We start from the raw sequence: 20,762 nt of genomic DNA, 5'->3' as shown, positions 1-20,762 counted from the left end.
TTTTTGAGAGATCGCGCTGGGCAGACTATAAGAACTACTGGGCAATATCGTGTTCGTACCGGATGTGCGAACGCATAGAAGTCGGTTTTGCTTATTTAAGGGATGCTCATGCTCGGAAGTCGGCACGTGGTACTGCGTTGCGCCAACTCGCTGTTGGTGGCCGGTGTTCTCACCTGGTCCACTGCGTCATTGGCGCTGGGGCTCGGTGACATCACCGTGCATTCAGCCCTCAATCAGCCGCTCAAGGCTGACATCGCCCTGGTGGATGTCGGGAGTGTCAGCGAAAGCGAACTGGCGGTTCGTCTGGCCTCGGCGGACGAATTCGGCCGCGCCGGCATCGAGCGCGTGTTCTTTCTCAATGACCTCAAGTTCACCCCGATCCTGCGTGGCAATCGCAACATGATCCGGGTGACTTCGACCAAACCGGTCAACGAACCCTTTCTGAATTTCCTGGTGCAACTCGATCAGCCCAACGGCCACCTGCTGCGCGAGTACACCGTGCTGATCGACCCGCCGGGTTCGCCGGGAATCGTCCCGGCCACCGACGAGCCAACTGCGCGTGCGCAATCGTCGGAATTCCCGACCCCCGAGGCTCCGTCCGCAACTACGCCGGCCAAACCTGCTGCGCCGGTGCAGCCACCGGCTCCGGTCGCCGACGCGCAGGCTGAGCAACTGGCGGCGAGCCTTGTGCAGAATCAGCAACTGCAAAAAACCATCGATGAATTGAACGTGAAGCTTCAGGCCCAGGAAGTGCTGATCGCTGACGGCAAGAAACAGCTCGGTGATTTGCAGGCCCGTCTGATTGAAGTGCAACAGGCGCCGCCGGTACCGGTAGCGCCCGTGACGCCTGTGCCGACGCCGGTCACTGCCCCGGTCGAGTCTCAGGAGGATTCACTCAACTGGCCGCTGCTCGGCGGACTGCTGCTGGTACTGGGGTTGTTGGTGGCAGGGCTGTACGTGCGCCGGCAACGCCAACAGTCGCAAGGGGCTGAGGTGCCGACACCGTTCCTGCCAGTACGAAACGAACCCCCGGTCGACGACGCCGAACCGGTGCAGCCGAGTACCGTTCACAGTGCCGTCGAACATCGCGAGGAACACGCCAACGGCGATGTGCTGGAAGCGGTCGGCATCTATCTGGCCTACGGACGCTTGGGCGAGGCCGCCGGCCTGTTGCGCGATGCGTTGCAGCGGGAGCCGGAGCGCATCGACCTTGGCGTGCAGTTGCTTGAAGTGCTGGGGCGACAGGGCGACACGCCGGCCTACGACGAGCAGGAAAATCGCCTGCGTGAGCTTGGGGTTGAGGATCAGCGCTTGCAGGAGATTCGCGCCCGCTACCCGAAACTGGTCAGCGCCGCACCTTTGGCGGCGGCCCCGGTGATCGCCGCGATGCCGCTCGCCCCCGCCACGCCTGTGGACCCGGTAGCCGAAGACAATTTCGAGCTGAATCTGGATCAGCTCTCGATGGATTCCAGTTGGGATCTTGAGGAAACGCGCCCGGCCACCACAGCACCTGAACAGGCACCATCAACGCTGGGCTCAGATCTGCAGGTATTGCCACAGGATTTCGAATTGCCGGAAACCCTGGCCGACGATGCCGAAACCGCCGAGCTGGAATGGATCGCTGAACCGGAAACGCAGCCGCTCGACGAGGACTTTCTCAACGAGTTTGGCGATCCCGGCACGTCGCTCTCGCTGGAGCCGCTGGAACTGCAAGCTCTGGAGCCCGAACCCTCGGACGCCGCCAGCGCCGGCAAGCTCGAACAGGCCCAGACCTGCATCGACGACGGCGATATCGACAGCGCCATTGCCTTGCTCAACGAACTGCTCAAGGAAGCCGACGAACCCCTCAAGCAAACGGCGCGCACGCTGTTGGCGGGGATTCGTTGAACGCTGTCAGAAGGTCTGCCCGAGGTTCAGGTACACCGCCTGTTCATCCGCATCGTTCAGGCCATAGCTGAAATTCAGCGGTCCCAGCGGCGTATCGAAGCCGATGAACACGCTGGCCGCGTTGATGTAGCCGCTGTCGAACTCATTGTCGTTGTTCCATGCCCGACCGCGTTCCAGCGATGCGCCGGCGTACAGCGGGAAGTCCAGCGGCAGGTAAGAACGCGGCGTGAGGCGGCGGTAATACACCGCGCGCATCAGACTGACGTTCTGCCCGGAGATCGCGTCCTCGCGGAAACCGGACAATTGCCGGGCGCCGCCGAGCAGGAAACTGGAGGTCACCACATTGGCATCGTCCAGCGTGCGGCCGTAACGGCCACCCAGAATCAGCGTATCCGGGCCACGGCTCATGGCCTTGTCCAGTTTGAACTCCCACTGCCGGTAGCGCGTGTCGGAACCCAGGCTCGGCTCGAACTGCACCAGCGTCAGGCCGATGTCTTCGCCCTCGTGGGGGTAGTAGACGTTGTCCAGCGAGTCGAAGGAATACTTCAGCGCATAAAACCCTTCGTTGAAGTTTTCGCTCGGCAGATCCTGATCGCCGATCCGCACATCCGCCTTGCCCCAGGCCTCGCCGACCCCGAAACGCACTTCGCCACTGTTGCCGATCTGCCGGCCAAAGTTGAGGCCGAAGCCGTAGCGCTCGACGCGATACTGGGCGATCGGATCGTTGTCCAGGACTGCGTCGACGTTCTGTGCGGCAAACGACGCATAAGGCGCGACGAAGTAGCGAGAGCCCACGTCCAGCGGCTGATAGAACTCGCTGTACAACTCTTGTTTGTCGCCGATCTGCGCCCGGGTCAGCCATTCCGCGCCGAGTCGGTTGATGCCGTTCATGCGGTAACTGGCGCCGAGGTTGAAGGCGCTGTCGCCGCGCATGTCATCCGACAGGTTGAGGCCGACCCGCAGGTAATCGGTGCCGGTGCGTTTGCCGCGCGCGCTGATCACCAGCGTGTGATCCGCGCCCTTGTGCACCACGCGGTATTGCACCTGCTCGAAGTAATCGAGGCCGTAGAGAGTGCCCATATCGGTTTGCAGACGACCCAGGTCCAGCGGTTCGCCGATGTGCTGGCGGATGTAATAGCGGATCACGTCATCGCCGACTTTCGAGTCGTTCTCGACCTTGATCGCGGTGATGATCGGCGTGCGCTGGCCCGGCGCGCGGGCGGCGTTGAGTTCGGCGTCCTGCGACTGCACGGGTTTGAGGCGAGCGAGGCGCACGTTCAGGGCCTGGGTCGCGCGGTAGCCGGCGTCGATCATCTCCTGGCCGCGACCGAAGTCGGTGGCACCGAAACTCGCCAGCGGCGGCTGGATCAGCACGTCATCGGGATGCAGGGTCGCCAGTTGCTCTTCGGAGTTGCGCCGGGTCATCAGGGTGATCGACTGGTTCAGCACATCGACCACGGTCACCAGTTGCTTGCGGTTGCGCAGCGGGGTGCCGATGTCGACCACGATGGCCACGTCGACACCCATTTCACGGGCCACATCGAGGGGAATGTTGTCGGTCATACCGCCATCCACCAGCAATCGGCCGTCGAGTTCGACCGGGGCGAACACTGCCGGGATCGACATGCTGGCGCGGATCACCTGGGGCAGATGGCCCTTGCGGAACACCACTTTTTCGCCGTTGGCGATGTCGGTGGTCACGGCGCGGAACGGGATCGGCAGCTTGTCGAAATCCCGGGTGTCGCTGGTATGGGCCAACAGGCTTTCCAGCAGCAGCGCGAGGTTCTGGCCCTGAATCACGCCCAATGGCAGGCCGAGACTGCCGTCATCGCGAAAGCTCAGTTTCTGTTTCACCAGAAAATCGCGGTCGTCCTGTTTGCGCCGGAACGGCACGTCTTCGCGGGGCGGGGCGTCGGACAGCGCCTGCTGCCAGTCGATGGTCAGGGCGAGTTTTTCCAGCTCGTCGATCTTGTAGCCCGAGGCGTACAGCCCGCCGACCACCGCGCCCATGCTGGTGCCGGCAATCGCATCGATCTTGATGCCTTGTTCTTCCAGGGCCTTGAGCACACCGATGTGCGCCAGCCCTCGGGCCGCACCGCCGGACAAAACGAGGCCGACTTTGGGGCGCGTTGCCTCACTGGCATGAACGAACAGCGGTAGGAAACCAAGCAACAGGCAGATCAGAAGACGACGCATCGTGAGTCTCGGGGCGAGCGATAAAGCCGGCTATTATAGCGGCGCCCTCTGGCTCAGGAGTTTCAGCGATCATGACCGTCACAAAACCGGAAATCGTCATCACCTATTGCACGCAATGCCAGTGGCTGTTGCGCGCCGCATGGCTGGCGCAGGAGTTGCTCAGCACCTTCGGCGACGATTTAGGCAAAGTGTCACTGGTGCCGGGCACCGGCGGGATATTCCACATTACCTGCAACGACGTGCAGATCTGGGAACGCAAGGCCGACGGCGGTTTCCCCGAGGCCAAGGTGCTCAAGCAGCGGGTGCGCGACCAGATCGACCCTGACCGCGACCTCGGCCACAACGACCGTACTCAGTGAGAGGCGGCTTCGGCCGCGACGGTTTTCTTGTCGTTGCTGCCTGACATTCGGCTCGATACCACGATGGCGACGATGATCAGCGCGCCGCCGATCAGCATGCGCAGGGTCGGATCTTCATCGAACAGCAGCCAGGCCACAGTAATCCCGTACACCGGCTCCATGGCGAACACCACCGCGGCGGTGCGCGCCTTGATTACCGCGAGGCTGGCAACGAACAGACTGTGGGCGACGCCAGTGCAGAACACCCCGAGCAGACCGATCCATAACCAGTCGATGGCGCGCACTTCGCTCAGTTGCGGCGCCGCCACCGGCAGCAGACACAACGCCACCACCACGTTCTGACACAGCGCCGCCTGCACCGCCGGGATGCGTCCGGAGCTGGCGCGGTTGGTCAGGGACAGCAGGGAAAACAGCAGCCCGGACAGGATCGCCCAGAGCAGGCCGGTGGTTGCGCCGCTGGCCAGATCGAACGCCGGTGTCACCAGCACCAGCCCGATACTGACCAGCGCTACCAGCACGATTTCGTTGGCGCGGATGCGTTCGCGGAAGATCAGCCCTTCGAGGATCACCGTGAAGGCCGGGAAACTGGCGAAGCCCAAGGTCGCAATGGCGACACCCGCGACCTTGACCGCAATAAAGAAGCTCACCCAGTGCCCGGCCAGCAGCACGCCGCTCAGGGCCAGTCGTCGCCAGTCCACGGCCTGCAATTTCTGCCAGCCGCCCTGTTGGGCGAAGCGGGCGAAAAACGCCAGAGCCAGCACGGCAAACGCGGCGCGACCGAACACGATGACGGCGGGCGTTGCGGCCGCGAGTTTGCCGAAGACGCCGGTGAGGCCGAACATCAGTGCGCCGATATGCAGGGCGCCGAGGGCGGTACGGGGAGTCATTGCAGTCCTTTTTCCAAACACCATTACAGGCACACATTGAAGCGTGTCACGACGCAAAAGTCTGTCGGCAGGCTATCGACTTTTGTCGTCAGCCTCGCGTCGCAATTGTGTAGGAGAGGTACCAAATTCACGCAGGACGGCGGCCGAAAACGCGCTTTGCGAGTTGTAGCCGACACGGCTGGCCACTTCACCGATGGGCAGCGTGGTGTTGCGCAACAGCGCCACGGCTTTGTGCAGTCGGCGACTGCGAATGTAGTCCATCGGTGTCTGCCCGCATTCGGCGACAAATCGCGCATGCAGCCGGGCGCTGGATAACCCGGCGACGCGCGCCAGATCCGCGACTTGCAGCGGATAGGCCGCGTACTGCTCGATGTGCGCATCGAGTGCCGCGTAGGGCAGGCGGCGCGCGACGATTTCGGCGGGTGGCACGTGGTTCAGGCTCGCCAGCAGCAACACCGCGCCCTGTTGCGCAATCAGCGGGTCGTCCACCGGACTGTTCGCCAGCCAGTTGACCAATTGACCTTGCCCGGCATCCAGCGACAACCGGGCCGCGCTGTCCAGCAGACGGCGGCTGGCATCGGCGTGATTGCCCAGCGAGCGCGTCAGCCATTGTTCGTCCGGCACATCGAGCACCAGACAGCGGCTGCCCTTGGGACTGCCGCACGCGTGATGCGCGCCGGCGGGGATCACCACGAAGCTCTGCTGCAATACCTGGCTGCCACGCCCTTCGACTTCGAAATCCAGCGCGCCGGACAGGCCGAACACCAGTTGCGCGTGGTCGTGGCTGTGGGCGATCAGGTCGTGGCTGTAATGGCGCAGGGTCAGGATCGGTTGCATGGCGGTCTCCGGGCGAACCGCCAGTCTACACCGGCGCAGGGGCGACGCGTTTGTCACACGACTGACGCATACCTGTCATGGTCGATTAACCGGGCGCGCGCAGAGTGGCGAAAACATCGCAGAGGGTTGCCCATGACCAGCGCCGAGCTCGCCAGACCCAGCCGTAAACAAAGGGTTCGCACCCTGTGGATCTCCGACGTGCACCTGGGCACGCGGGATTGCCAGGCCGAGCATCTGTCGCAATTTCTCAAGGGCTACCATGCCGACAAGATCTACCTGGTCGGCGACATCATCGACGGCTGGAAACTGCGCGGCGGCATGTACTGGCCCCAGGCGCACACCAACGTGATCCGCCGCCTGCTGACCATGAGCAAGCGCGGCACCGAGGTGATTTACGTCACCGGCAACCATGACGAATTCCTGCGCCGCTATTCAAAACTGATTCTGGGCAATATCCAGTTGGTCGACGAAGCGGTGCACGTTACAGCCGATGGCCGGCATCTGCTGGTGATTCACGGTGACCAGTTCGACGTGATCACCCGCTATCACCGCTGGCTCGCGTTCCTCGGCGATTCAGCCTACGAGTTCACCCTGACCCTCAACCGCTGGCTCAATCACTGGCGGGCGAAATACGGTTACGGCTACTGGTCGCTGTCGGCCTATCTCAAGCACAAGGTGAAGACCGCGGTCAGCTTCATCAGCGACTTCGAAGAAGCCATCGCCCACGAATGCGTGAAGCGCGAGCTGCACGGGGTGGTCTGCGGGCATATTCACCACGCCGAGATCCGCAAGGTCGGTGAAGTGGACTACCTCAACTGTGGCGATTGGGTGGAGTCATGCACGGCGCTGATCGAGCACTGGGACGGCACGATCGAGCTGTATCGCCTGGCCGATGCGCAGGCGCGGGAGGCCGAACTGAAAGCGGCGAAGGTTGCCGAGCTGGCCTGAGTTTTCAAATCAACTCAGGCCGGGCTGTGCTCTTCCATCGCCGCTTTGTAGATCGAGTTTTTCGGCTGGGCAAACAGCCTTTCCATCATCGGCTCGAAGAAGCTCAGCGGCAGGGTGTCGTACTCGGGGTCGAATGCTGCCGCGTCGTATTTGGCGCAGAACTCCGCGGTTGCCAGGAACTGCGGGTGGTCGCTGAATTGCTCGCGCAGGTGCCGATCCATGCCCAGGTGATGGAAGAAGTAGTAGCCCTGGAAGATCCCGTGCTTTTCCACCATCCACAGGTTCTCGGCGCTGACGAACGGCTTGAGGATGGCGGCAGCGATGTCCGGGTGATTGTAGGAACCGAGGGTGTCGCCGATGTCGTGCAGCAGGGCGCAGACCACGTATTCCTCGTCGCGCCCGTCGCGAAAGGCGCGGGTGGCGGTTTGCAGCGAGTGGGTCAGGCGATCCACCGGGAAACCGCCGAAATCGCCTTCGAGCAGTTTCAGGTGGGCCATGATCCGGCCCGGCAACTGACGGGCGTAGGCGCTGAAATCCGCCGCAATGATCGCCCAGTCGTCCTGTGTGCCGTCCTTCATGTGGGTGAAACGGGCAGTGGCATTCATCGGCAGTCCTCTTGGTCGGAATTTCTAGAACGGCACGCGGCCCAGGATCATATCGCGGTACATGACGAAATCCCCGAGCAGGCTGTAGAACGGGTGCTGGAAGGTGGCCGGGCGGCTTTTCTCGAAAAAGAAGTGGCCGACCCAGGCAAAGCTGTAGCCGGCCAGCGGCAACGCAAGCAAAAGCAGCCAGGCGCCCTTGGCGATGGTCAGGGCGAGAATGAAGATCACCAGTGTCGTGCCGATGAAATGCAGGCGACGGCAGGTGCTGTTGCTGTGCTCGCTGAGGTAATACGGATAGAACTCGGCGAAGCTGTTGAAATGCTTGATGGTTTCCACGACTGCGATCTCTGTGGTTATTGTTCTGATTGCAAGTTCTTCGGCGGGTAGCTTATTTGAGTCTAGAGTGATCAATGGCGTCGGCCAGTGACAATCGGCGCCACTTTACTATCCTTGGGAAATCGGCCGTAGTATGCGGCTCACCATGTCATCCAAGAAAAAACGCCATGAGCGAACGAACGACATCTGCAAGCTGGGCGATGGGGATTGTCAAAGCACTGGAAATGGACGGCCTGGATTGCCGGGTTTTGTTCAGACAGCTGGGGCTCGACTACGCGGCGCTGGAGGATCCGGACGCACGCTTCCCACAGGATTCCATGACCCGACTCTGGCAACGGGCGGTCGAGCTGTCCGGTAATCCCGCCATCGGCCTGAACATGGGCAAGGTGGTGCGGCCGGCTTCGTTCCATGTCGCGGGCTACGCGCTGATGTCCAGCAATACGCTGGCGGAAGGTTTTCAGCGACTGGTGCGTTATCAGCGGATCATCGCCGAAAGTGCCGACCTGAGTTTTCGCCTGCTCGATGAAGGTTATGCGCTGATCCTGACGGTGCACGGCGATCACCTGCCGCCGACCCGGCAAAGTGCCGAAGCTTCGCTGGCCTGCGCACTCGCGCTGTGCGGCTGGCTGACCGGGCGCACGCTGCACCCGCGCAAAGTGCTGGTGCAGGGCGACGAGCCGGATGATCTTGAACCCTACAGACAAGCCTTCCATGCACCGCTGGTATTCAACGCGCCGTATGACGCGCTGATCTTCGAACGGGCCGACATGGAAGCGCCACTGCCCACCGCCAACGAGGCGATGGCGCTGTTGCACGACCGGTTTGCCGGGGAATATCTGGCACGGTTTTCCGAAAGCCGCGTGACCCACAAGGCGCGTCAAGTGTTGTGTCGTCTGCTGCCGCAGGGCGAACCCAAGCGCGATACGGTGGCGCAGACGCTGCATCTGTCGCAGCGAACCTTGCAACGGCGCTTGCAGGAGGAGGGCACCAGTTTTCAGCAGTTGCTCGACGACACCCGCCGCGAACTCGCCGAGCAATACCTGGCACAGCCGAGCATGACCCTGCTGGAGATTGCCTACCTGTTGGGGTTTGCCGATCCGAGCAATTTCTTCCGCGCCTTCCGCCGCTGGTTCGACACCACGCCCGGCGATTACCGGGCGCGCTTGCTGGAAGCACCGACCGCGATCAGTGACGCCAGAACGCCGGAATACACAGTACAAACACCGTAATGATCTCCAGTCGGCCGAGCAGCATGCCGAACGACAGAATCCACTTGGCCGCATCCGGCAGGCTGGCGAAGTTGCCGGCCGGGCCGATGGTCTCGCCCAGGCCCGGACCCACGCCGGACACGGTGCTGGCGGCGCCGGTCAGCGCCGTCATCCAGTCCACGCCCAGCAGCGACAGCAGCAGGGCGATCACGCAAATGGTGATCGCGAAGAAGAACGAGAACGTCAGAATAGACCGGACGATTTCCTCGTCGAGGCGATGACCGTTGTACTTCTGCTTGATCACCGCACGCGGGTGAATCAACTGGTTAAGGTTGGCCTTGAGCAAAATGTAGGCAACCTGGAAACGGAAGATCTTGATCCCGCCCGCCGTCGAGCCGGAACAGCCACCGACGAAGCCCAGATAGAAGAACAGCATCAGCGAGAAGTTGCCCCACAGGCTGTAATCCCCCAGCGCAAAGCCGGTGGTAGTGACCACCGACGTCACGTTCAGCGCCACGTGGCGCAGCGCGTCCAGCCAATGCAGGTTGGTGGTCCACCAGTACCAGGTGCCGAGCACCAGCCAGGTCGCCAGCAACATCCCGAGCAAACCCTGCACCTGTTGATCCTTGATCAGCGCCCGGCGGTTGCCGCGCAGCGTCGCCACGTACAGGGTGAACGGCAGGCTGCCGAGGATCATCACCACCACCGCCACCCAGTGCACCGCCGGTTGCGTCCACTTGGCCAGGGACTGGTCGGAGGTCGAGAATCCGCCGGTGGAAATCGCCGACATCGCGTGGTTGATCGCATCGAACGGGCTCATTCCGGCCCACCAGAACGCCAGGCTGCCGAGAATCGTGATGCCGACGTACGCCGCCACGATCAGCCGCGCCACCATGTGCGAGCGGGGCATGACCTTTTCCGAGCGGTCCGAGGATTCGGTCTGGAACAGCCGCATGCCACCGATGCGCAGCAGCGGCAGGATCGCCACCGCCATGCCGATGAAGCCGATGCCGCCGATCCAGTGCAGCAGCGAGCGCCACATCAGAATGCCGGGGGACATGTCGTCCAGATGGTTGAGCACGGTCGACCCGGTGGCCGTGATGCCGGACATGCTTTCGAAGAACGAGTCGGTGTAACTGATGTGCTGGGTCAGCAAAAACGGCAGCGCGGCAAAGATGCACACCACCAGCCAGCTGCTGACGGTCAGCAGGTACATGTCCCGGGGGCGCAGGTGAATGTGTTCCGGGCGACCGGGAATCACCAGCGCGAGGCCGGCGACGAAGGTGATCATGCTCGCCCAGAGGAACGACGGCAGATCGCCGGTGCGCTCGAAAATCACCAGGGTGGCCATGGGCACGACCATGGCGATGGCCAGGGTGATCAGGAAGATGCCGATGATGAAACCAATGATCCGTAAGGTCGGCAACGCCATGAAGTCCGCTCGGGCTGATGTGGGAAGGGCGCCATTCTACCTGCGGTGCAAGGCATGTAAACCGACGCGTCTGGATCACTTGCAGCTAGAATAGCCGGACATTTTTTTCAGGAGGTGGCCGATGCAGGCTCTCGACGCTTTGCTCAACCGTGTTTCCGTTCCACGACTGATCGATCCGGCCCCCACCGCCGAACAGCGCGAAGTGCTGTTTGCCGCCGCGACCCGCGCACCGGATCACGGCCATTTGCAGCCGTATCGCTTCCTGACCGTCGAAGGCGCGGCGCGTGAGCAGATGGGCGAGTTGCTGGCCGAAGCTGCACAAATGCAGGAAGGCGAAGTCAACGAAGCGATGGTCGACAAGGCGCGCAACGGCCCGCTGCGGGCACCGCTGGTGGTCGTGGTCATCGCCAAATTGCAGGATCACGTCAAATACCCGAAGGCCGAGCAGTTGCTGGCCGCAGGCTGTGCGGCGCACGGGATTCTGCTGGCGGCTTACGCGCAGGGGATTGGTGCGGTGTGGCGCACCGGTGATCTGGCTTACTCGAAACATGTCGCCAAGGGTCTGGGCCTGACGGATGACGAAGAGGTGATTGCGTTCCTGTACCTCGGCACGCCGCAGAAAGAACCGCGGGTGGCCGAGAAGGTTGATCTGGCGGAGTTTGTCAGCGCCTGGTCGGGTAAAGCCTGACTCCATCAGGGCTGAACAACAGCCCCCGGCTCCAGCGGTAACTCAAGACTGGCCACAAACCCGCCCTGCGGATGATTGGCCAGCACCAGTGTCCCGCCATGCCGCTCCGCCGCCCGCCGGGCAATCGCCAGCCCCAGGCCATGGCCGGCAGCAGTCTGCCCCGGCGCCCGATAAAACGGTTCGCCCAATTGGCTCAAGTGCTCGGCCTGCACCCCCGGCCCGTGGTCACGCACGCTGACCACAATCCGCTCGCCCTGACGAGACGCCTGCATTTCAATCGACTGCCCCACCGGGTTGAAGCGCTGGGCATTGCGCAGCAGGTTGTCCACGGCGCGCTCGATCATGGTCGGCCAGCCTGTCAGATTGAGCGCAGGCTCGGCTTCCAGGCGCACGGTCTGCTCCGTCGATCCGAGCTGCGCGTCCTTTTGCAGGGTGGCGAGCAAGGCATTCAGATCCACGTCTTCGGCGCTGGCGTTGTCGGCATCGACCCGCGCCAGTACCAGAATTTCACTGATCAACGCTTCCAGCCGGTCGCACTCGCGCGTCAGGCGTGGCCAGAGTTTTTCCCGTTCTTCGGGGCTTGCCCGTTCGGCCAAAGCCAGGGCGATGCGCAGCCGGGCCAGCGGTGAACGCAATTCGTGGGAGACGTCGCGCAGCAATTGGCGCTGACTGCCGATCAGACTTTGCAGGCGTGCGCCCATGCGGTTGAAGTCGTTGGCCAGCACGCCGAATTCATCGCGGCGGTTGGCCAGTTGCGCCAGGCTGTTCTGTTGATAGGTGGTCTGGCCGAGGTCATGCACCGCGCCGCGCAGGCGACTGAGGGGGCGGGTGATGGAAAAGGTCACCAGCAGACTGAACAGGGTCAGCACCACCAATGCAATGCCCAGTGCACTCAACGGCCAGAGCAGGCTTTCGCGGTGCCAGGCGTCGAGTTCCGGGTGCGGGATGCGGTAGATGAAAAGATAGGTGTCGCCGCTTTTGTCGCTGGTGAATTCGTCGGTCAGACGGCGCCAGGGCAGACGTCGGTCATCGTTGTTCTGCCGCGCCTCGAAGGCTGCCGCGCGCCGGGGGAAGGTGCCGCGCACCACCGGGTCGCCGCTTTCGTTCAGCACTTGCACATCGATGTGGTACTGGCGCTTGCGCTGTTCGAGGATGTCCTGGGCGGCGTCTTCGCCCTGGGCTTCGTAGGTCTGCGTCCATTCGGCGGCCAGGGTGTTGAGGCCCGGGTGGCGGCTGAGGATCCACGCGTCCTGGTTGAGCATGTGCCCCAGCAGAATGGAAAGCCCTGCAACCAGAGCGATGGCCAGCCAGAAGCTGGCGAGGATACGCCAGAACAATGAACGCACAGAAAATCCTCAAACAAAGAAAACCCAACGGCGGTGAGCCGTTGGGTCGGGGCGTGACGCTAGAACATTATTGCGCCTTTTGCGGCTGTTGCGCTTTCCAGGCTTTGAACTCGGCCCATTCGGCGCGACGCTCGGCCTGTTTCTTCTGGATCTCGTCGAATTTCTTCTGTTGATCCGGTTTCAACACGGCGCGGACATCGGATTCGGCTTTCTTGTGGTTGGCCGCCATCTCGTCCTTCATGGCTTTCTGGTCGGCTGGCGAGAGTTTCTCCAGGTATTTTTCGACCGTCTGCTTACGCTCGTGCATCTGCTCGCCCATGATCTTGCGGATCTGCTCGCGCTGTTCGCGGGACAGGTCCAGCTGGCTGTACGGGCCTTTGCCGTGCATGCCGTGCATCTGACCGCCATGGCGCGGGCCGTCCAGCGGGCCACCCATCGGGCCGCCATCCTGTGGCATGGCCATGGCGACGGTCGGCAGGGCAGCGGCGAACATCAGAGCGATAAGAGTCTTGCGCATGGTGAATCTCCTTTGTCTCGTTCCCGGTACGTTCCGGATGAGTACAGATTACGGAGATCAAGGTCAGCGGCGGTCAGCGCTGTGTAAAGCTTGGGTAAACACGTTTTCGCGCCGACCTGACAAAACTGACAGACGATCAGAGGCTGTAGTAGTAGCCACGGCTGCGCAGGGCGACGATGCGCGGGCGGCCGTCGGGGTGCGGGCCGATCTTTTTGCGCAGGTTGCTGACGTGCATGTCGAGGCTGCGGTCGTACAGGGTCAGCTTGCGGCCGAGGGCGATCTGCGCCAGTTCCTGTTTGTCCAGCGGCTCGCCCGGTTGCTTGAGCAGGGCTTCGAGCAGGCGGCTTTCAGAGACGGTGAGGGTGAATTCCTTTTCGTCGATGCTGACCACGCCGCGCACCGGGCTGAAGCTCAGGTCGCCCAGTTCGAGCTGGGTCGACACGGCGGCCGGATGACTGCGGCGCAGCACGGCGCGCAGGCGGGCGGTCAGTTCGCGCGGATCGCAGGGTTTGGCCAGGTAATCGTCGGCGCCCAGTTCCAGGCCGAGGATCCGGTCCAGCGGCTCGCCCCGGGCCGAGAGCATCAGCACCGGCAGATCGGCGTGATCGCTGCGCAGTTGCTTGAGCAGTTCCAGACCGCTGCCGTCGGGCAGCATCACGTCCAGCACCACGGCCGCCGGCGCGGTTTCGGCCAGCGCCTTGCGGGCGCTCTGACCATCGTGGCAGGCCCGGACCTGAAAGCCTTCCTGGCTCAGCCAGCTACTCAGGAGTTCGCACAACTCCTGGTCATCATCAATCAGTAACAGCTCGCTCATGACTCACTCAATTTAGCCATTGCCGACGTTTTCGGCTTGCTCCACTGGCAAAGATACCGCAGAGCAGCGCCAATAGCGCTACCCCGGCCCCGGTGACGAACCATTGCTGCTGTTCGGTCAGCAGGCGCGGCAGCGGGCTGGCCTGGGCTTCCTTGAGTTGCAGCTTCAGACGCTGGTTCTCCTGGCGCAGCCGGGCGAGCTGGGCGCTTTCGCGGGTGTTGTCGGCATTTTGCAGTTGTTTGCTCAGTTCTTCCCGTTGCTGCTCGCTGGCCTTCAGACGCTGCTGCAACTCGGTGATCTGACTGCCGGCGCTCAATGAAAGCGGCGTGGAGTTGCCGCCTTCGGTGCTTTCTTCACCATGGGCGGGCGCCATGATCGACAACGTGACCAACATCAGACACAACGGACCCTTGCGCATCGCGACTCCTGTTTCCAAATGGATATTGGGCAGGTTGTCGGCCGGCAAACGAGAATAATGAGCGATTGAGAACGCGATGAACCGACAAGGTTCATCGCGTGGGGGTATCGGCGGGGGAGGTTACGGCAGGACTTGCTTGAACGGCTTGACGATCACGTTGGCGTAGACGCCTGCGGCGATATACGGGTCGGCATCGGCCCAGGCTTGCGCTGCGCTCAGGGAGTCGAATTCGGCAACGATCAGGCTGCCGCTGAAACCTGCTGCGCCAGGGTCATTGCTGTCGACTGCCGGGTGCGGGCCGGCCAGCACGATGCGGCCTTCGCCCTTGAGCACTTGCAGGCGTTCAAGGTGTGCCGGGCGCGCAGCGAGGCGGGCTTCCAGAGAGTTGGCGACGTCGGTGGCAATGATGGCGTAGAGCATGTCAGTCCTCGGTTTTTGGCGTTGTGGTATCGGCGTCGTGCAGGTGACGGGACAGGTAGATGCCCTGACCGACCAGGAACAGCACGGTCATGCCCAGGCTGCCGAACACCTTGAAGTCCACCCAGATGCTCTGGAAGGTGAAGGCGACGAACAGGTTGGCGGCCCCGCAGAACAGGAAAAAGGCGATCCAGGCGATGTTCAGTCGGGTCCAGACCGGATCCGGCAGGGTCAGCGCGTGGCCCATGATGCGCTTGATCAGCAGGCGGTCACCGATGAAGTGGCTGCCGATGAAGGCCAGGGCGAACAGCCAGTTGACCACCGGGGCTTTCCATTTCAAGAAGGTTTCGCTGTGAAAGGCGAGGGTCAGGCTGCCGAACACGAGGCAGGCGACCAGCGTCAGCCACTGGCTCTTCTCCAGCTTGCGCTGCTTGATGAAGAGCGCGCCATACACCACCAGGGAGCTGATGATCAGCATGGCGGTGGCACTGTAAATGCCGCCTACCGTCAGTTCATGGCCGGCAACGTCGACGGTGCGTGGATCGAGTTTGTAGACGATGAAGAACAGCAGAAGCGGGATGAAATCGATGAATTGTTTCACAGTGAGAGCCAGAAGCTGGATGTGGCGGCATAATAACAAACATATGGGCGCGCGATAGCGCCAGCTGATTTGAGGTTACACATCCCCGTGAATGTTGATTTGCACTGCCACAGCACGGCCTCCGATGGCGCCCTGGCGCCTGCGGCACTGGTTGCGCGTGCGTTCGAGAACGGCGTGCGAGTCCTGGCCCTGACCGATCACGACACCCTCGAAGGCCTCGCCGAAGCGCGCACGGCCGCCGAGGCGCTGGGCATGCAACTGGTCAACGGCGTCGAGTTGTCCTGCACTTGGGGCGGGGCGACCATTCACGTGCTTGGCTACGGTTTCGACGTCAACGCCGCACCGTTGGTCGAGGCGATTGCGAAGTTGCACGACGGCCGCTGGCTGCGGTCTGAGGAAATAAGCCGCAAGCTCGCCCTGAAGGGCATGCCGAATGCGCTCGAGGGCGCGCGGCAGATCCAGCAGGAACTGGGCGACAGCGGCAACGCGCCGGCCCGTCCGCATTTCGCCGACTGGATGGTGCGTGAAGGTTTTGTAAAGGATCGCGCCGAGGCGTTTCGCAAATGGCTCGGCGCCGGCAAGCTGGGGGACGTCAAGCAGCACTGGCCGACCCTCGAAGACACCGTCGGCACGCTGCGTGCCGCCTGCGCCTGGGTCAGCCTGGCGCATCCGTGGCACTACGATTTCACCCGCAGCAAGCGCCGAAAGCTGATTGCCGACTATATTCAAGCGGGCGGGCAGGCGATCGAAGTGGTCAACGGTCATCAGCCTGCGGAACAGGTGGGCAGCCTGGCAATCCTTGCCCGTGAGTTCGGTCTGCTGGTCAGCGCCGGCAGTGATTTCCATGGCCCTGGTGGCTGGTCCGAGATCGGCCAGTACCGGCCGGTGCCGGAGGACCTTCCACCCCTGTGGTGTCGGTTCAAACATGACACAGTTATTGCCGCCGTCTGAACAGGTAGAGAATGTGAGTCAATTTTTCCAGATTCATCCGGAAAACCCGCAAGCGCGCCTGATCAAACAGGCGGTCGAGATCATCCGCAAGGGCGGGGTGGTGGTCTATCCCACGGACTCTTCCTACGCAATCGGCTGCCAGATCGGCGACAAGAACGGCATCGAGCGGGTTCGACGCCTGCGTCAGCTCGACGAAAAGCACAACTTCGCGCTGATCTGCAGCGACCTGTCGCAACTGGGCAATTACGCCAAGATCGACACCGGGACCTTTCGAATCCTGAAGGCCCACTTGCCGGGGCCGTACACCTTCATTCTCAACGCTACCCGCGAAGTACCGCGCCTGCTGCTGCATCCGAAGAAGCGCACTATCGGTCTGCGGGTGCCGAGCCATCCCATCGCCTTGGCGCTGCTGGCCGAACTGGGCGAGCCGCTGATGAGCGTGACCCTGATCATGCCGGGCGAAGAAGACCCGCTGAGCGATCCGTACGAAATGCGCCAGTTGCTCGAGCATCAGGTCGACCTGATCATCGACGGCGGTTTCGGCGGCATCAAGGCCTCCACCGTGATCGACCTCACGGGCGACGATCCGGAAGTGATCCGCGTCGGTTGCGGCGATCCTGCCCCATTCATGGTCGAGGCCTGAATGTCCGCAGTGGAAACCGTTGATCCCCAGGCCGGTGCCCAGCAGGAACTGCCGTTTGCCATGGTCTATGGCCAGGCCGTCACGGAAATGCCGCTGGACCTGTACATCCCGCCCGATGCGCTGGAAGTCTTCCTCGAAGCCTTCGAAGGCCCGCTCGACCTGCTGCTGTACCTGATCCGCAAACAGAACATCAACATCCTCGACATCCCGGTGGCGGAAATCACCCGCCAATACATGGGTTATGTCGAGCTGATGCAGTCGGTGCGCCTGGAACTGGCCGCCGAATACCTGGTGATGGCCGCGATGCTGGCCGAGATCAAGTCGCGGATGCTGCTGCCCCGGGCCGAAACCGTCGAGGACGAAGAAGACGACCCGCGTGCCGAACTGATCCGCCGCCTGCAGGAGTACGAACGGTTCAAGGCCGCTGCCGAAGGCATCGATGGCCTGAGCCGGGTCGGTCGCGACGTGATCGTGCCCAAGCTCGACGCCCCGGAAGCCCGCGCGCGCAAGCTGTTACCCGATGTGGCGCTGGAAGAAATCCTGATGTCCATGGCCGAAGTGCTGCGCCGGGGCGACATGTTCGAAAGCCATCAGGTCAGCCGTGAGGCGCTGTCCACCCGCGAGCGCATGAGCGACGTGCTGGAAAGGCTCAAGGGCGGCGGGTTTGTGCCGTTCGTCGAGCTGTTCACCGCCGAGGAGGGCAAGCTCGGTGTGGTGGTGACCTTCATGGCGATCCTTGAACTGGTCAAGGAATCCCTGATCGAGCTGGTGCAGAATGAGCCGTTCGCCGCGATCCACGTGCGAGCCCGAGCCGAATAACGAGTCCCGATATGAACCTGACTGAACCCCGCGAGCTGGCGTCCCTGCTTGAAGCCTTTCTGTTGGCCTCGGGAAAGCCGCAATCCCTTGAGCGCCTGTATGAACTGTTCGAAGAAGGCGAGCGCCCGGAACCGCCGGTCTTCAAGAAAGCTCTGACCCTGCTCGGCAAATCCTGCGAGGGCCGGGCATTCGAACTCAAGGAAGTCGCCTCCGGCTATCGCCTGCAAATCCGCGAGAAGTTCGCACCGTGGGTCGGTCGTTTGTGGGAAGAACGTCCGCAGCGCTATTCCCGGGCGCTGCTGGAAACCATGGCGCTGATCGCCTATCGCCAGCCGATCACCCGGGGCGAGATCGAGGACGTGCGGGGCGTGGCGGTCAACACCAACATCGTCAAGACGCTGATGGAGCGCGAGTGGATCCGCATCGTCGGTTACCGCGACGTGCCGGGCAAACCGGCGATGTTCGCCACCACCAAGGCGTTTCTCGACCACTTCAACCTGAAGAACCTCGACGACCTGCCGCCGCTGGCCGAGTTGCGCGAGATCGAGGCGGATCCGGTGCTCGACTTCGATGACGCCCCGGTGCCACCGGGCTTGCAGGAACTGGCCGACGCCAGCGCCGAGCCGGAAGAGCCGAAGGAAGAAACCAGTTTCCACACCCTGCTGCTGGAACTGGACAGCATGGAGGAGGGGATCAAGACCGATTTCGACGACTTGCTGCGTGACGGGCTGGGCGGCGAATCGATGCCGACCGGGGTTGAGTCCGATCCGGTCGAGCCGCCGGACGAGGGTGAGCCAGAATCTGAGTTTGAGCCTGAGTTTGAGCATGAGCCTGAATTCGAGCCCGAATTTGAGTCTGAGCAGGAAGACGATGTGCTAGGCGTGGCCGAAGCCCGGGAAAAGCTGCTGGCCGCCGTCGCCCGGCTTGAACAGCCCGCCCCAGAAGCCGCCCCTGAGGAAGAGCTGAGCGAAGAAGAAGCCGAAGCCCGCGCCCTGGCCGAAGCCATCGAAGCCGAACGCCGCGAGTTCGAGGATTGAGCATGAGCTCGACCAAGGATCCGTGCATCAGCGTCTGCAAGTTCAGTGACGACATCTGTCTCGGCTGCGGTCGCAGCAAGCGCGAGATCCGCGCCTGGAAGAAACTCGACAAGGACGACAAGCGCACCGTACTGGCTGAAGCCGCGTTGCGCCTGATCAAGCTCGGGGCCACCGGTCGGCGGAAAAAGAAATAACCTTGCCCTGATCGACTAGTCTCTGATGCGCGCGCGGCCACATCCGCGTATGATTCGCGACCCTTCGGCGATCCCTTCGCCCGAAAACCCAGATTTCAACGCTTCAGCGGCTCAATTCAGCGCCGCTGAACAGACCACACCGGGAGGTGCCCAGATGAGTGACATCAATCAGAAAGACGACCAGGAAATCGGCCCAGCAGGCGAAAAGCTGCAGAAAGTCCTCGCCCGTATCGGCGTCGGCTCGCGCCGTGACGTCGAATCCTGGATCGCTGCCGGCCGCATCAAGGTCAATGGCAAAGACGCCACCTTGGGCCTGCGTGTCGACATGCACGACGCCATCACCATTGATGGCAAGGTCATCAAGCGCGAAGAGGCCGCCGAGTCGGTTCGCCGCGTGATCATGTACAACAAGCCCGACGGCGAGATCTGCACCCGTGACGACCCGGAAGGCCGTCCTACCGTGTTCGACAAGCTGCCGCGTCCGAAAGAAGGCCGCTGGATCAACATCGGTCGTCTCGACATCAACACCACCGGTCTGCTGATGTTCACCACCGACGGTGAACTGGCCAACCGTCTGATGCACCCGTCCTACGAGATGGACCGCGAGTACGCGGTGCGTGTACGTGGCGAAGTCGATGACGAAATGATCGAGCGCCTGAAGGCCGGCGTTGTGCTGGAAGACGGCCCGGCGCGTTTCACCGACATTCAACAGGCACCGGGCGGCGAAGGCTTCAACCACTGGTATCACTGCGTGGTGATGGAAGGCCGTAACCGTGAAGTGCGTCGCCTGTGGGAATCCCAGGGCCTGGTGGTCAGCCGCCTGAAGCGCGTGCGTTTCGGTCCGGTGTTTCTCAACTCCGACCTGCCGATGGGCCGCTGGCGTGAAATGAGCCAGTACGAAGTCGACGTGCTGAGCGCCGAAGTCGGTCTGACCCCGGTGGCCATGCCGCAACTGAACGCCAAGAGCAAAGACAAGCTCGACCGCATGCAGCGCAAGTCGTCGCGTCCGATGGCCCGCACCGAGCGCGTGCGCACCCTGCGTCCGGCCAACGGTGCACCGATTGGCGCCGGCCCGCGTCCGGTTCGCGAGCCGCAGATCGAAGGCGAGCGTCCAGGTCGCAAGCCGGCAGCGCGTCCGGATGGCGAGCGCGGTCCACGCACTCCGCGTCCGGCCAATGGCCGTACCGAGCGGGGCGAAGGTCGCGGTACGCCGGTGGCGGATCGTCCAGTCGACACCAAGCGTCCGTCCAAGCCATCGCCGAAGCGTCCAGGCATCAAGCTGGCTGACGATGACAAGCCGTCGGGCAAGCGCCGTGGCGCACCGGCCGGTTCCGGCCAGCGTCCGGGTTTCGGTCGCAAGAAGCCGGAATAACGCGGTTGTAAGCTTCAAGCGGCAAGCTTCAAGCTGAAAACAGAACGCCAACCTCAGGGTTGGCGTTTTTTTTTGGACTTTTTATTTCTTTTTTTCGGGCGTGTTTTTCTTGTTTTAAAACAAAAAAACTTAACGCCTTTCAAATAGTTAGCCAGCTAACGTCAATCACCGGAGGGAACTTCGATGGGTCTGGGGTGGAAACTTTACGTTACGCACTGTCAGTGAATGTTTACGAAAAAACCCTCGCCGT

General features: G+C 62.5%; 23 protein-coding genes. 11 read left to right on the top strand and 12 right to left on the bottom strand.

Annotated features, from left to right (window positions below; translation table 11 throughout):
• Positions 1-108: 108 nt before the first annotated feature.
• A complete protein-coding gene (locus AC1RT4_RS11125; protein ID WP_493085376.1) occupies positions 109-1,887 on the top strand; it encodes a motility hub landmark protein FimV in 1,779 nt (592 codons plus the stop codon).
• Between the two features lie 6 nt (positions 1,888-1,893).
• Here AC1RT4_RS11125 and AC1RT4_RS11120 read toward each other — a convergent pair whose 3' ends face one another.
• The gene (locus AC1RT4_RS11120; RefSeq protein WP_493085375.1) at positions 1,894-4,083 is read right to left on the bottom strand and encodes a patatin-like phospholipase family protein; all 2,190 of its coding nucleotides are present in this window, start codon (positions 4,081-4,083) and stop codon (positions 1,894-1,896) included.
• Positions 4,084-4,154: 71 nt separating this feature from the next.
• Here AC1RT4_RS11120 and AC1RT4_RS11115 point away from each other — a divergent pair, with 71 nt between their 5' ends.
• A complete protein-coding gene (locus AC1RT4_RS11115) occupies positions 4,155-4,442 on the top strand; it encodes an Rdx family protein (protein WP_011332993.1) in 288 nt (95 codons plus the stop codon).
• On the opposite strand, the gene AC1RT4_RS11110 is transcribed toward AC1RT4_RS11115, so the two are convergent.
• Together AC1RT4_RS11110 and AC1RT4_RS11105 are read right to left on the bottom strand one after the other, a co-directional pair.
• Complete coding sequence (locus AC1RT4_RS11110) at positions 4,436-5,329, bottom strand: DMT family transporter (RefSeq protein ID WP_011332994.1); 894 nt, start codon at positions 5,327-5,329, stop codon at positions 4,436-4,438. The two genes, AC1RT4_RS11115 and AC1RT4_RS11110, sit on opposite strands and share 7 nt — an antisense overlap.
• A 72-nt stretch (positions 5,330-5,401) precedes the next feature.
• The gene (locus AC1RT4_RS11105; RefSeq protein ID WP_493085374.1) at positions 5,402-6,166 is read right to left on the bottom strand and encodes an AraC family transcriptional regulator; all 765 of its coding nucleotides are present in this window, start codon (positions 6,164-6,166) and stop codon (positions 5,402-5,404) included.
• Between the two features lie 132 nt (positions 6,167-6,298).
• Here AC1RT4_RS11105 and AC1RT4_RS11100 point away from each other — a divergent pair, with 132 nt between their 5' ends.
• Positions 6,299-7,114 (top strand): UDP-2,3-diacylglucosamine diphosphatase, encoded by an 816-nt coding sequence (locus AC1RT4_RS11100; RefSeq protein ID WP_007958385.1) that lies wholly within the window; start codon positions 6,299-6,301, stop codon positions 7,112-7,114.
• A gap of 14 nt (positions 7,115-7,128) precedes the next feature.
• On the opposite strand, the gene AC1RT4_RS11095 is transcribed toward AC1RT4_RS11100, so the two are convergent.
• Together AC1RT4_RS11095 and AC1RT4_RS11090 are read right to left on the bottom strand one after the other, a co-directional pair.
• Positions 7,129-7,719: an HD domain-containing protein gene (locus tag AC1RT4_RS11095; protein WP_085605701.1), complete on the bottom strand. Its 591-nt coding sequence runs from the start codon at positions 7,717-7,719 to the stop codon at positions 7,129-7,131.
• A 24-nt stretch (positions 7,720-7,743) separates the two neighbouring features.
• Positions 7,744-8,055, bottom strand: coding sequence for an Mpo1-like protein (locus AC1RT4_RS11090; protein WP_493085373.1), 312 nt, complete (start codon positions 8,053-8,055; stop codon positions 7,744-7,746).
• A gap of 167 nt (positions 8,056-8,222) precedes the next feature.
• Between AC1RT4_RS11090 and AC1RT4_RS11085 the strand changes: the two genes are divergently transcribed.
• Complete coding sequence (locus AC1RT4_RS11085) at positions 8,223-9,284, top strand: AraC family transcriptional regulator (RefSeq protein WP_493085372.1); 1,062 nt, start codon at positions 8,223-8,225, stop codon at positions 9,282-9,284.
• Here AC1RT4_RS11085 and AC1RT4_RS11080 read toward each other — a convergent pair.
• The gene (locus AC1RT4_RS11080) at positions 9,241-10,695 is read right to left on the bottom strand and encodes a TrkH family potassium uptake protein (protein ID WP_007958377.1); all 1,455 of its coding nucleotides are present in this window, start codon (positions 10,693-10,695) and stop codon (positions 9,241-9,243) included. The two genes, AC1RT4_RS11085 and AC1RT4_RS11080, sit on opposite strands and share 44 nt — an antisense overlap.
• A gap of 121 nt (positions 10,696-10,816) precedes the next feature.
• Between AC1RT4_RS11080 and AC1RT4_RS11075 the strand changes: the two genes are divergently transcribed.
• A complete protein-coding gene (locus tag AC1RT4_RS11075) occupies positions 10,817-11,383 on the top strand; it encodes a nitroreductase family protein (protein ID WP_493085371.1) in 567 nt (188 codons plus the stop codon).
• Between the two features lie 5 nt (positions 11,384-11,388).
• Here the strand turns inward: AC1RT4_RS11075 and AC1RT4_RS11070 are convergent, their stop codons facing one another.
• From AC1RT4_RS11070 to AC1RT4_RS11045, 6 genes are all read right to left on the bottom strand, one after another.
• Complete coding sequence (locus AC1RT4_RS11070; RefSeq protein ID WP_493085370.1) at positions 11,389-12,729, bottom strand: sensor histidine kinase; 1,341 nt, start codon at positions 12,727-12,729, stop codon at positions 11,389-11,391.
• Between the two features lie 67 nt (positions 12,730-12,796).
• Positions 12,797-13,246 (bottom strand): Spy/CpxP family protein refolding chaperone, encoded by a 450-nt coding sequence (locus AC1RT4_RS11065; RefSeq protein ID WP_007958371.1) that lies wholly within the window; start codon positions 13,244-13,246, stop codon positions 12,797-12,799.
• Between the two features lie 136 nt (positions 13,247-13,382).
• A complete protein-coding gene (locus tag AC1RT4_RS11060) occupies positions 13,383-14,060 on the bottom strand; it encodes a response regulator transcription factor (protein ID WP_007958370.1) in 678 nt (225 codons plus the stop codon).
• A 7-nt stretch (positions 14,061-14,067) separates the two neighbouring features.
• Positions 14,068-14,478 carry an SH3 domain-containing protein gene (locus AC1RT4_RS11055; protein WP_493085369.1) on the bottom strand — a complete coding sequence of 137 codons (411 nt, stop codon included), beginning with the start codon at positions 14,476-14,478 and terminating at the stop codon, positions 14,068-14,070.
• 120 nt (positions 14,479-14,598) lie between these two features.
• Positions 14,599-14,898 (bottom strand): YciI family protein, encoded by a 300-nt coding sequence (locus AC1RT4_RS11050; RefSeq protein WP_011333002.1) that lies wholly within the window; start codon positions 14,896-14,898, stop codon positions 14,599-14,601.
• Between the two features lies 1 nt (position 14,899).
• Complete coding sequence (locus tag AC1RT4_RS11045; protein ID WP_085699543.1) at positions 14,900-15,496, bottom strand: septation protein A; 597 nt, start codon at positions 15,494-15,496, stop codon at positions 14,900-14,902.
• Positions 15,497-15,583: 87 nt separating this feature from the next.
• On the opposite strand from AC1RT4_RS11045, the gene AC1RT4_RS11040 reads away from it, so the two are divergent.
• From AC1RT4_RS11040 to rluB, 6 genes are all read left to right on the top strand, one after another.
• The gene (locus AC1RT4_RS11040; protein ID WP_493085368.1) at positions 15,584-16,447 is read left to right on the top strand and encodes a PHP domain-containing protein; all 864 of its coding nucleotides are present in this window, start codon (positions 15,584-15,586) and stop codon (positions 16,445-16,447) included.
• Positions 16,448-16,460: 13 nt separating this feature from the next.
• Positions 16,461-17,090 (top strand): L-threonylcarbamoyladenylate synthase, encoded by a 630-nt coding sequence (locus AC1RT4_RS11035; protein WP_045121866.1) that lies wholly within the window; start codon positions 16,461-16,463, stop codon positions 17,088-17,090.
• Positions 17,091-17,909: a segregation and condensation protein A gene (locus tag AC1RT4_RS11030; RefSeq protein WP_007958362.1), complete on the top strand. Its 819-nt coding sequence runs from the start codon at positions 17,091-17,093 to the stop codon at positions 17,907-17,909.
• An 11-nt stretch (positions 17,910-17,920) separates the two neighbouring features.
• Positions 17,921-18,946: an SMC-Scp complex subunit ScpB gene (gene scpB / locus AC1RT4_RS11025; protein ID WP_493085367.1), complete on the top strand. Its 1,026-nt coding sequence runs from the start codon at positions 17,921-17,923 to the stop codon at positions 18,944-18,946.
• 2 nt (positions 18,947-18,948) lie between these two features.
• The gene (locus AC1RT4_RS11020; protein WP_007958358.1) at positions 18,949-19,140 is read left to right on the top strand and encodes a DUF1289 domain-containing protein; all 192 of its coding nucleotides are present in this window, start codon (positions 18,949-18,951) and stop codon (positions 19,138-19,140) included.
• Between the two features lie 154 nt (positions 19,141-19,294).
• Entirely contained in the window at positions 19,295-20,512 is a 1,218-nt protein-coding gene (rluB, locus tag AC1RT4_RS11015; RefSeq protein ID WP_007958356.1) for a 23S rRNA pseudouridine(2605) synthase RluB, read from the top strand.
• Positions 20,513-20,762 lie beyond the last annotated feature (250 nt).

The sequence above is a fragment of the Pseudomonas sp. GW821-FHT11D10 genome (assembly GCF_058808435.1).
The sequence above is the reverse complement of the archived record's forward strand: the minus strand, read 5'-3'. Positions and strand labels throughout refer to the sequence as shown.

What these genes read in the sequence shown, in the direction of transcription:
- AC1RT4_RS11080 (WP_007958377.1), bottom strand. Translation starts at nt 10,695, where the DNA reads ATGGCGTTGCCGACCTTACGGATCATTGGTTTCATCATCGGCATCTTC.
- AC1RT4_RS11125 (WP_493085376.1), top strand. Translation starts at nt 109, where the DNA reads ATGCTCGGAAGTCGGCACGTGGTACTGCGTTGCGCCAACTCGCTGTTG.
- scpB (WP_493085367.1), top strand. Translation starts at nt 17,921, where the DNA reads ATGAACCTGACTGAACCCCGCGAGCTGGCGTCCCTGCTTGAAGCCTTT.
- AC1RT4_RS11075 (WP_493085371.1), top strand. Translation starts at nt 10,817, where the DNA reads ATGCAGGCTCTCGACGCTTTGCTCAACCGTGTTTCCGTTCCACGACTG.
- rluB (WP_007958356.1), top strand. Translation starts at nt 19,295, where the DNA reads ATGAGTGACATCAATCAGAAAGACGACCAGGAAATCGGCCCAGCAGGC.
- AC1RT4_RS11115 (WP_011332993.1), top strand. Translation starts at nt 4,155, where the DNA reads ATGACCGTCACAAAACCGGAAATCGTCATCACCTATTGCACGCAATGC.
- AC1RT4_RS11055 (WP_493085369.1), bottom strand. Translation starts at nt 14,478, where the DNA reads ATGCGCAAGGGTCCGTTGTGTCTGATGTTGGTCACGTTGTCGATCATG.
- AC1RT4_RS11030 (WP_007958362.1), top strand. Translation starts at nt 17,091, where the DNA reads ATGTCCGCAGTGGAAACCGTTGATCCCCAGGCCGGTGCCCAGCAGGAA.
- AC1RT4_RS11120 (WP_493085375.1), bottom strand. Translation starts at nt 4,083, where the DNA reads ATGCGTCGTCTTCTGATCTGCCTGTTGCTTGGTTTCCTACCGCTGTTC.
- AC1RT4_RS11020 (WP_007958358.1), top strand. Translation starts at nt 18,949, where the DNA reads ATGAGCTCGACCAAGGATCCGTGCATCAGCGTCTGCAAGTTCAGTGAC.
- AC1RT4_RS11050 (WP_011333002.1), bottom strand. Translation starts at nt 14,898, where the DNA reads ATGCTCTACGCCATCATTGCCACCGACGTCGCCAACTCTCTGGAAGCC.
- AC1RT4_RS11100 (WP_007958385.1), top strand. Translation starts at nt 6,299, where the DNA reads ATGACCAGCGCCGAGCTCGCCAGACCCAGCCGTAAACAAAGGGTTCGC.
- AC1RT4_RS11095 (WP_085605701.1), bottom strand. Translation starts at nt 7,719, where the DNA reads ATGAATGCCACTGCCCGTTTCACCCACATGAAGGACGGCACACAGGAC.
- AC1RT4_RS11110 (WP_011332994.1), bottom strand. Translation starts at nt 5,329, where the DNA reads ATGACTCCCCGTACCGCCCTCGGCGCCCTGCATATCGGCGCACTGATG.
- AC1RT4_RS11060 (WP_007958370.1), bottom strand. Translation starts at nt 14,060, where the DNA reads ATGAGCGAGCTGTTACTGATTGATGATGACCAGGAGTTGTGCGAACTC.
- AC1RT4_RS11065 (WP_007958371.1), bottom strand. Translation starts at nt 13,246, where the DNA reads ATGCGCAAGACTCTTATCGCTCTGATGTTCGCCGCTGCCCTGCCGACC.
- AC1RT4_RS11085 (WP_493085372.1), top strand. Translation starts at nt 8,223, where the DNA reads ATGAGCGAACGAACGACATCTGCAAGCTGGGCGATGGGGATTGTCAAA.
- AC1RT4_RS11105 (WP_493085374.1), bottom strand. Translation starts at nt 6,166, where the DNA reads ATGCAACCGATCCTGACCCTGCGCCATTACAGCCACGACCTGATCGCC.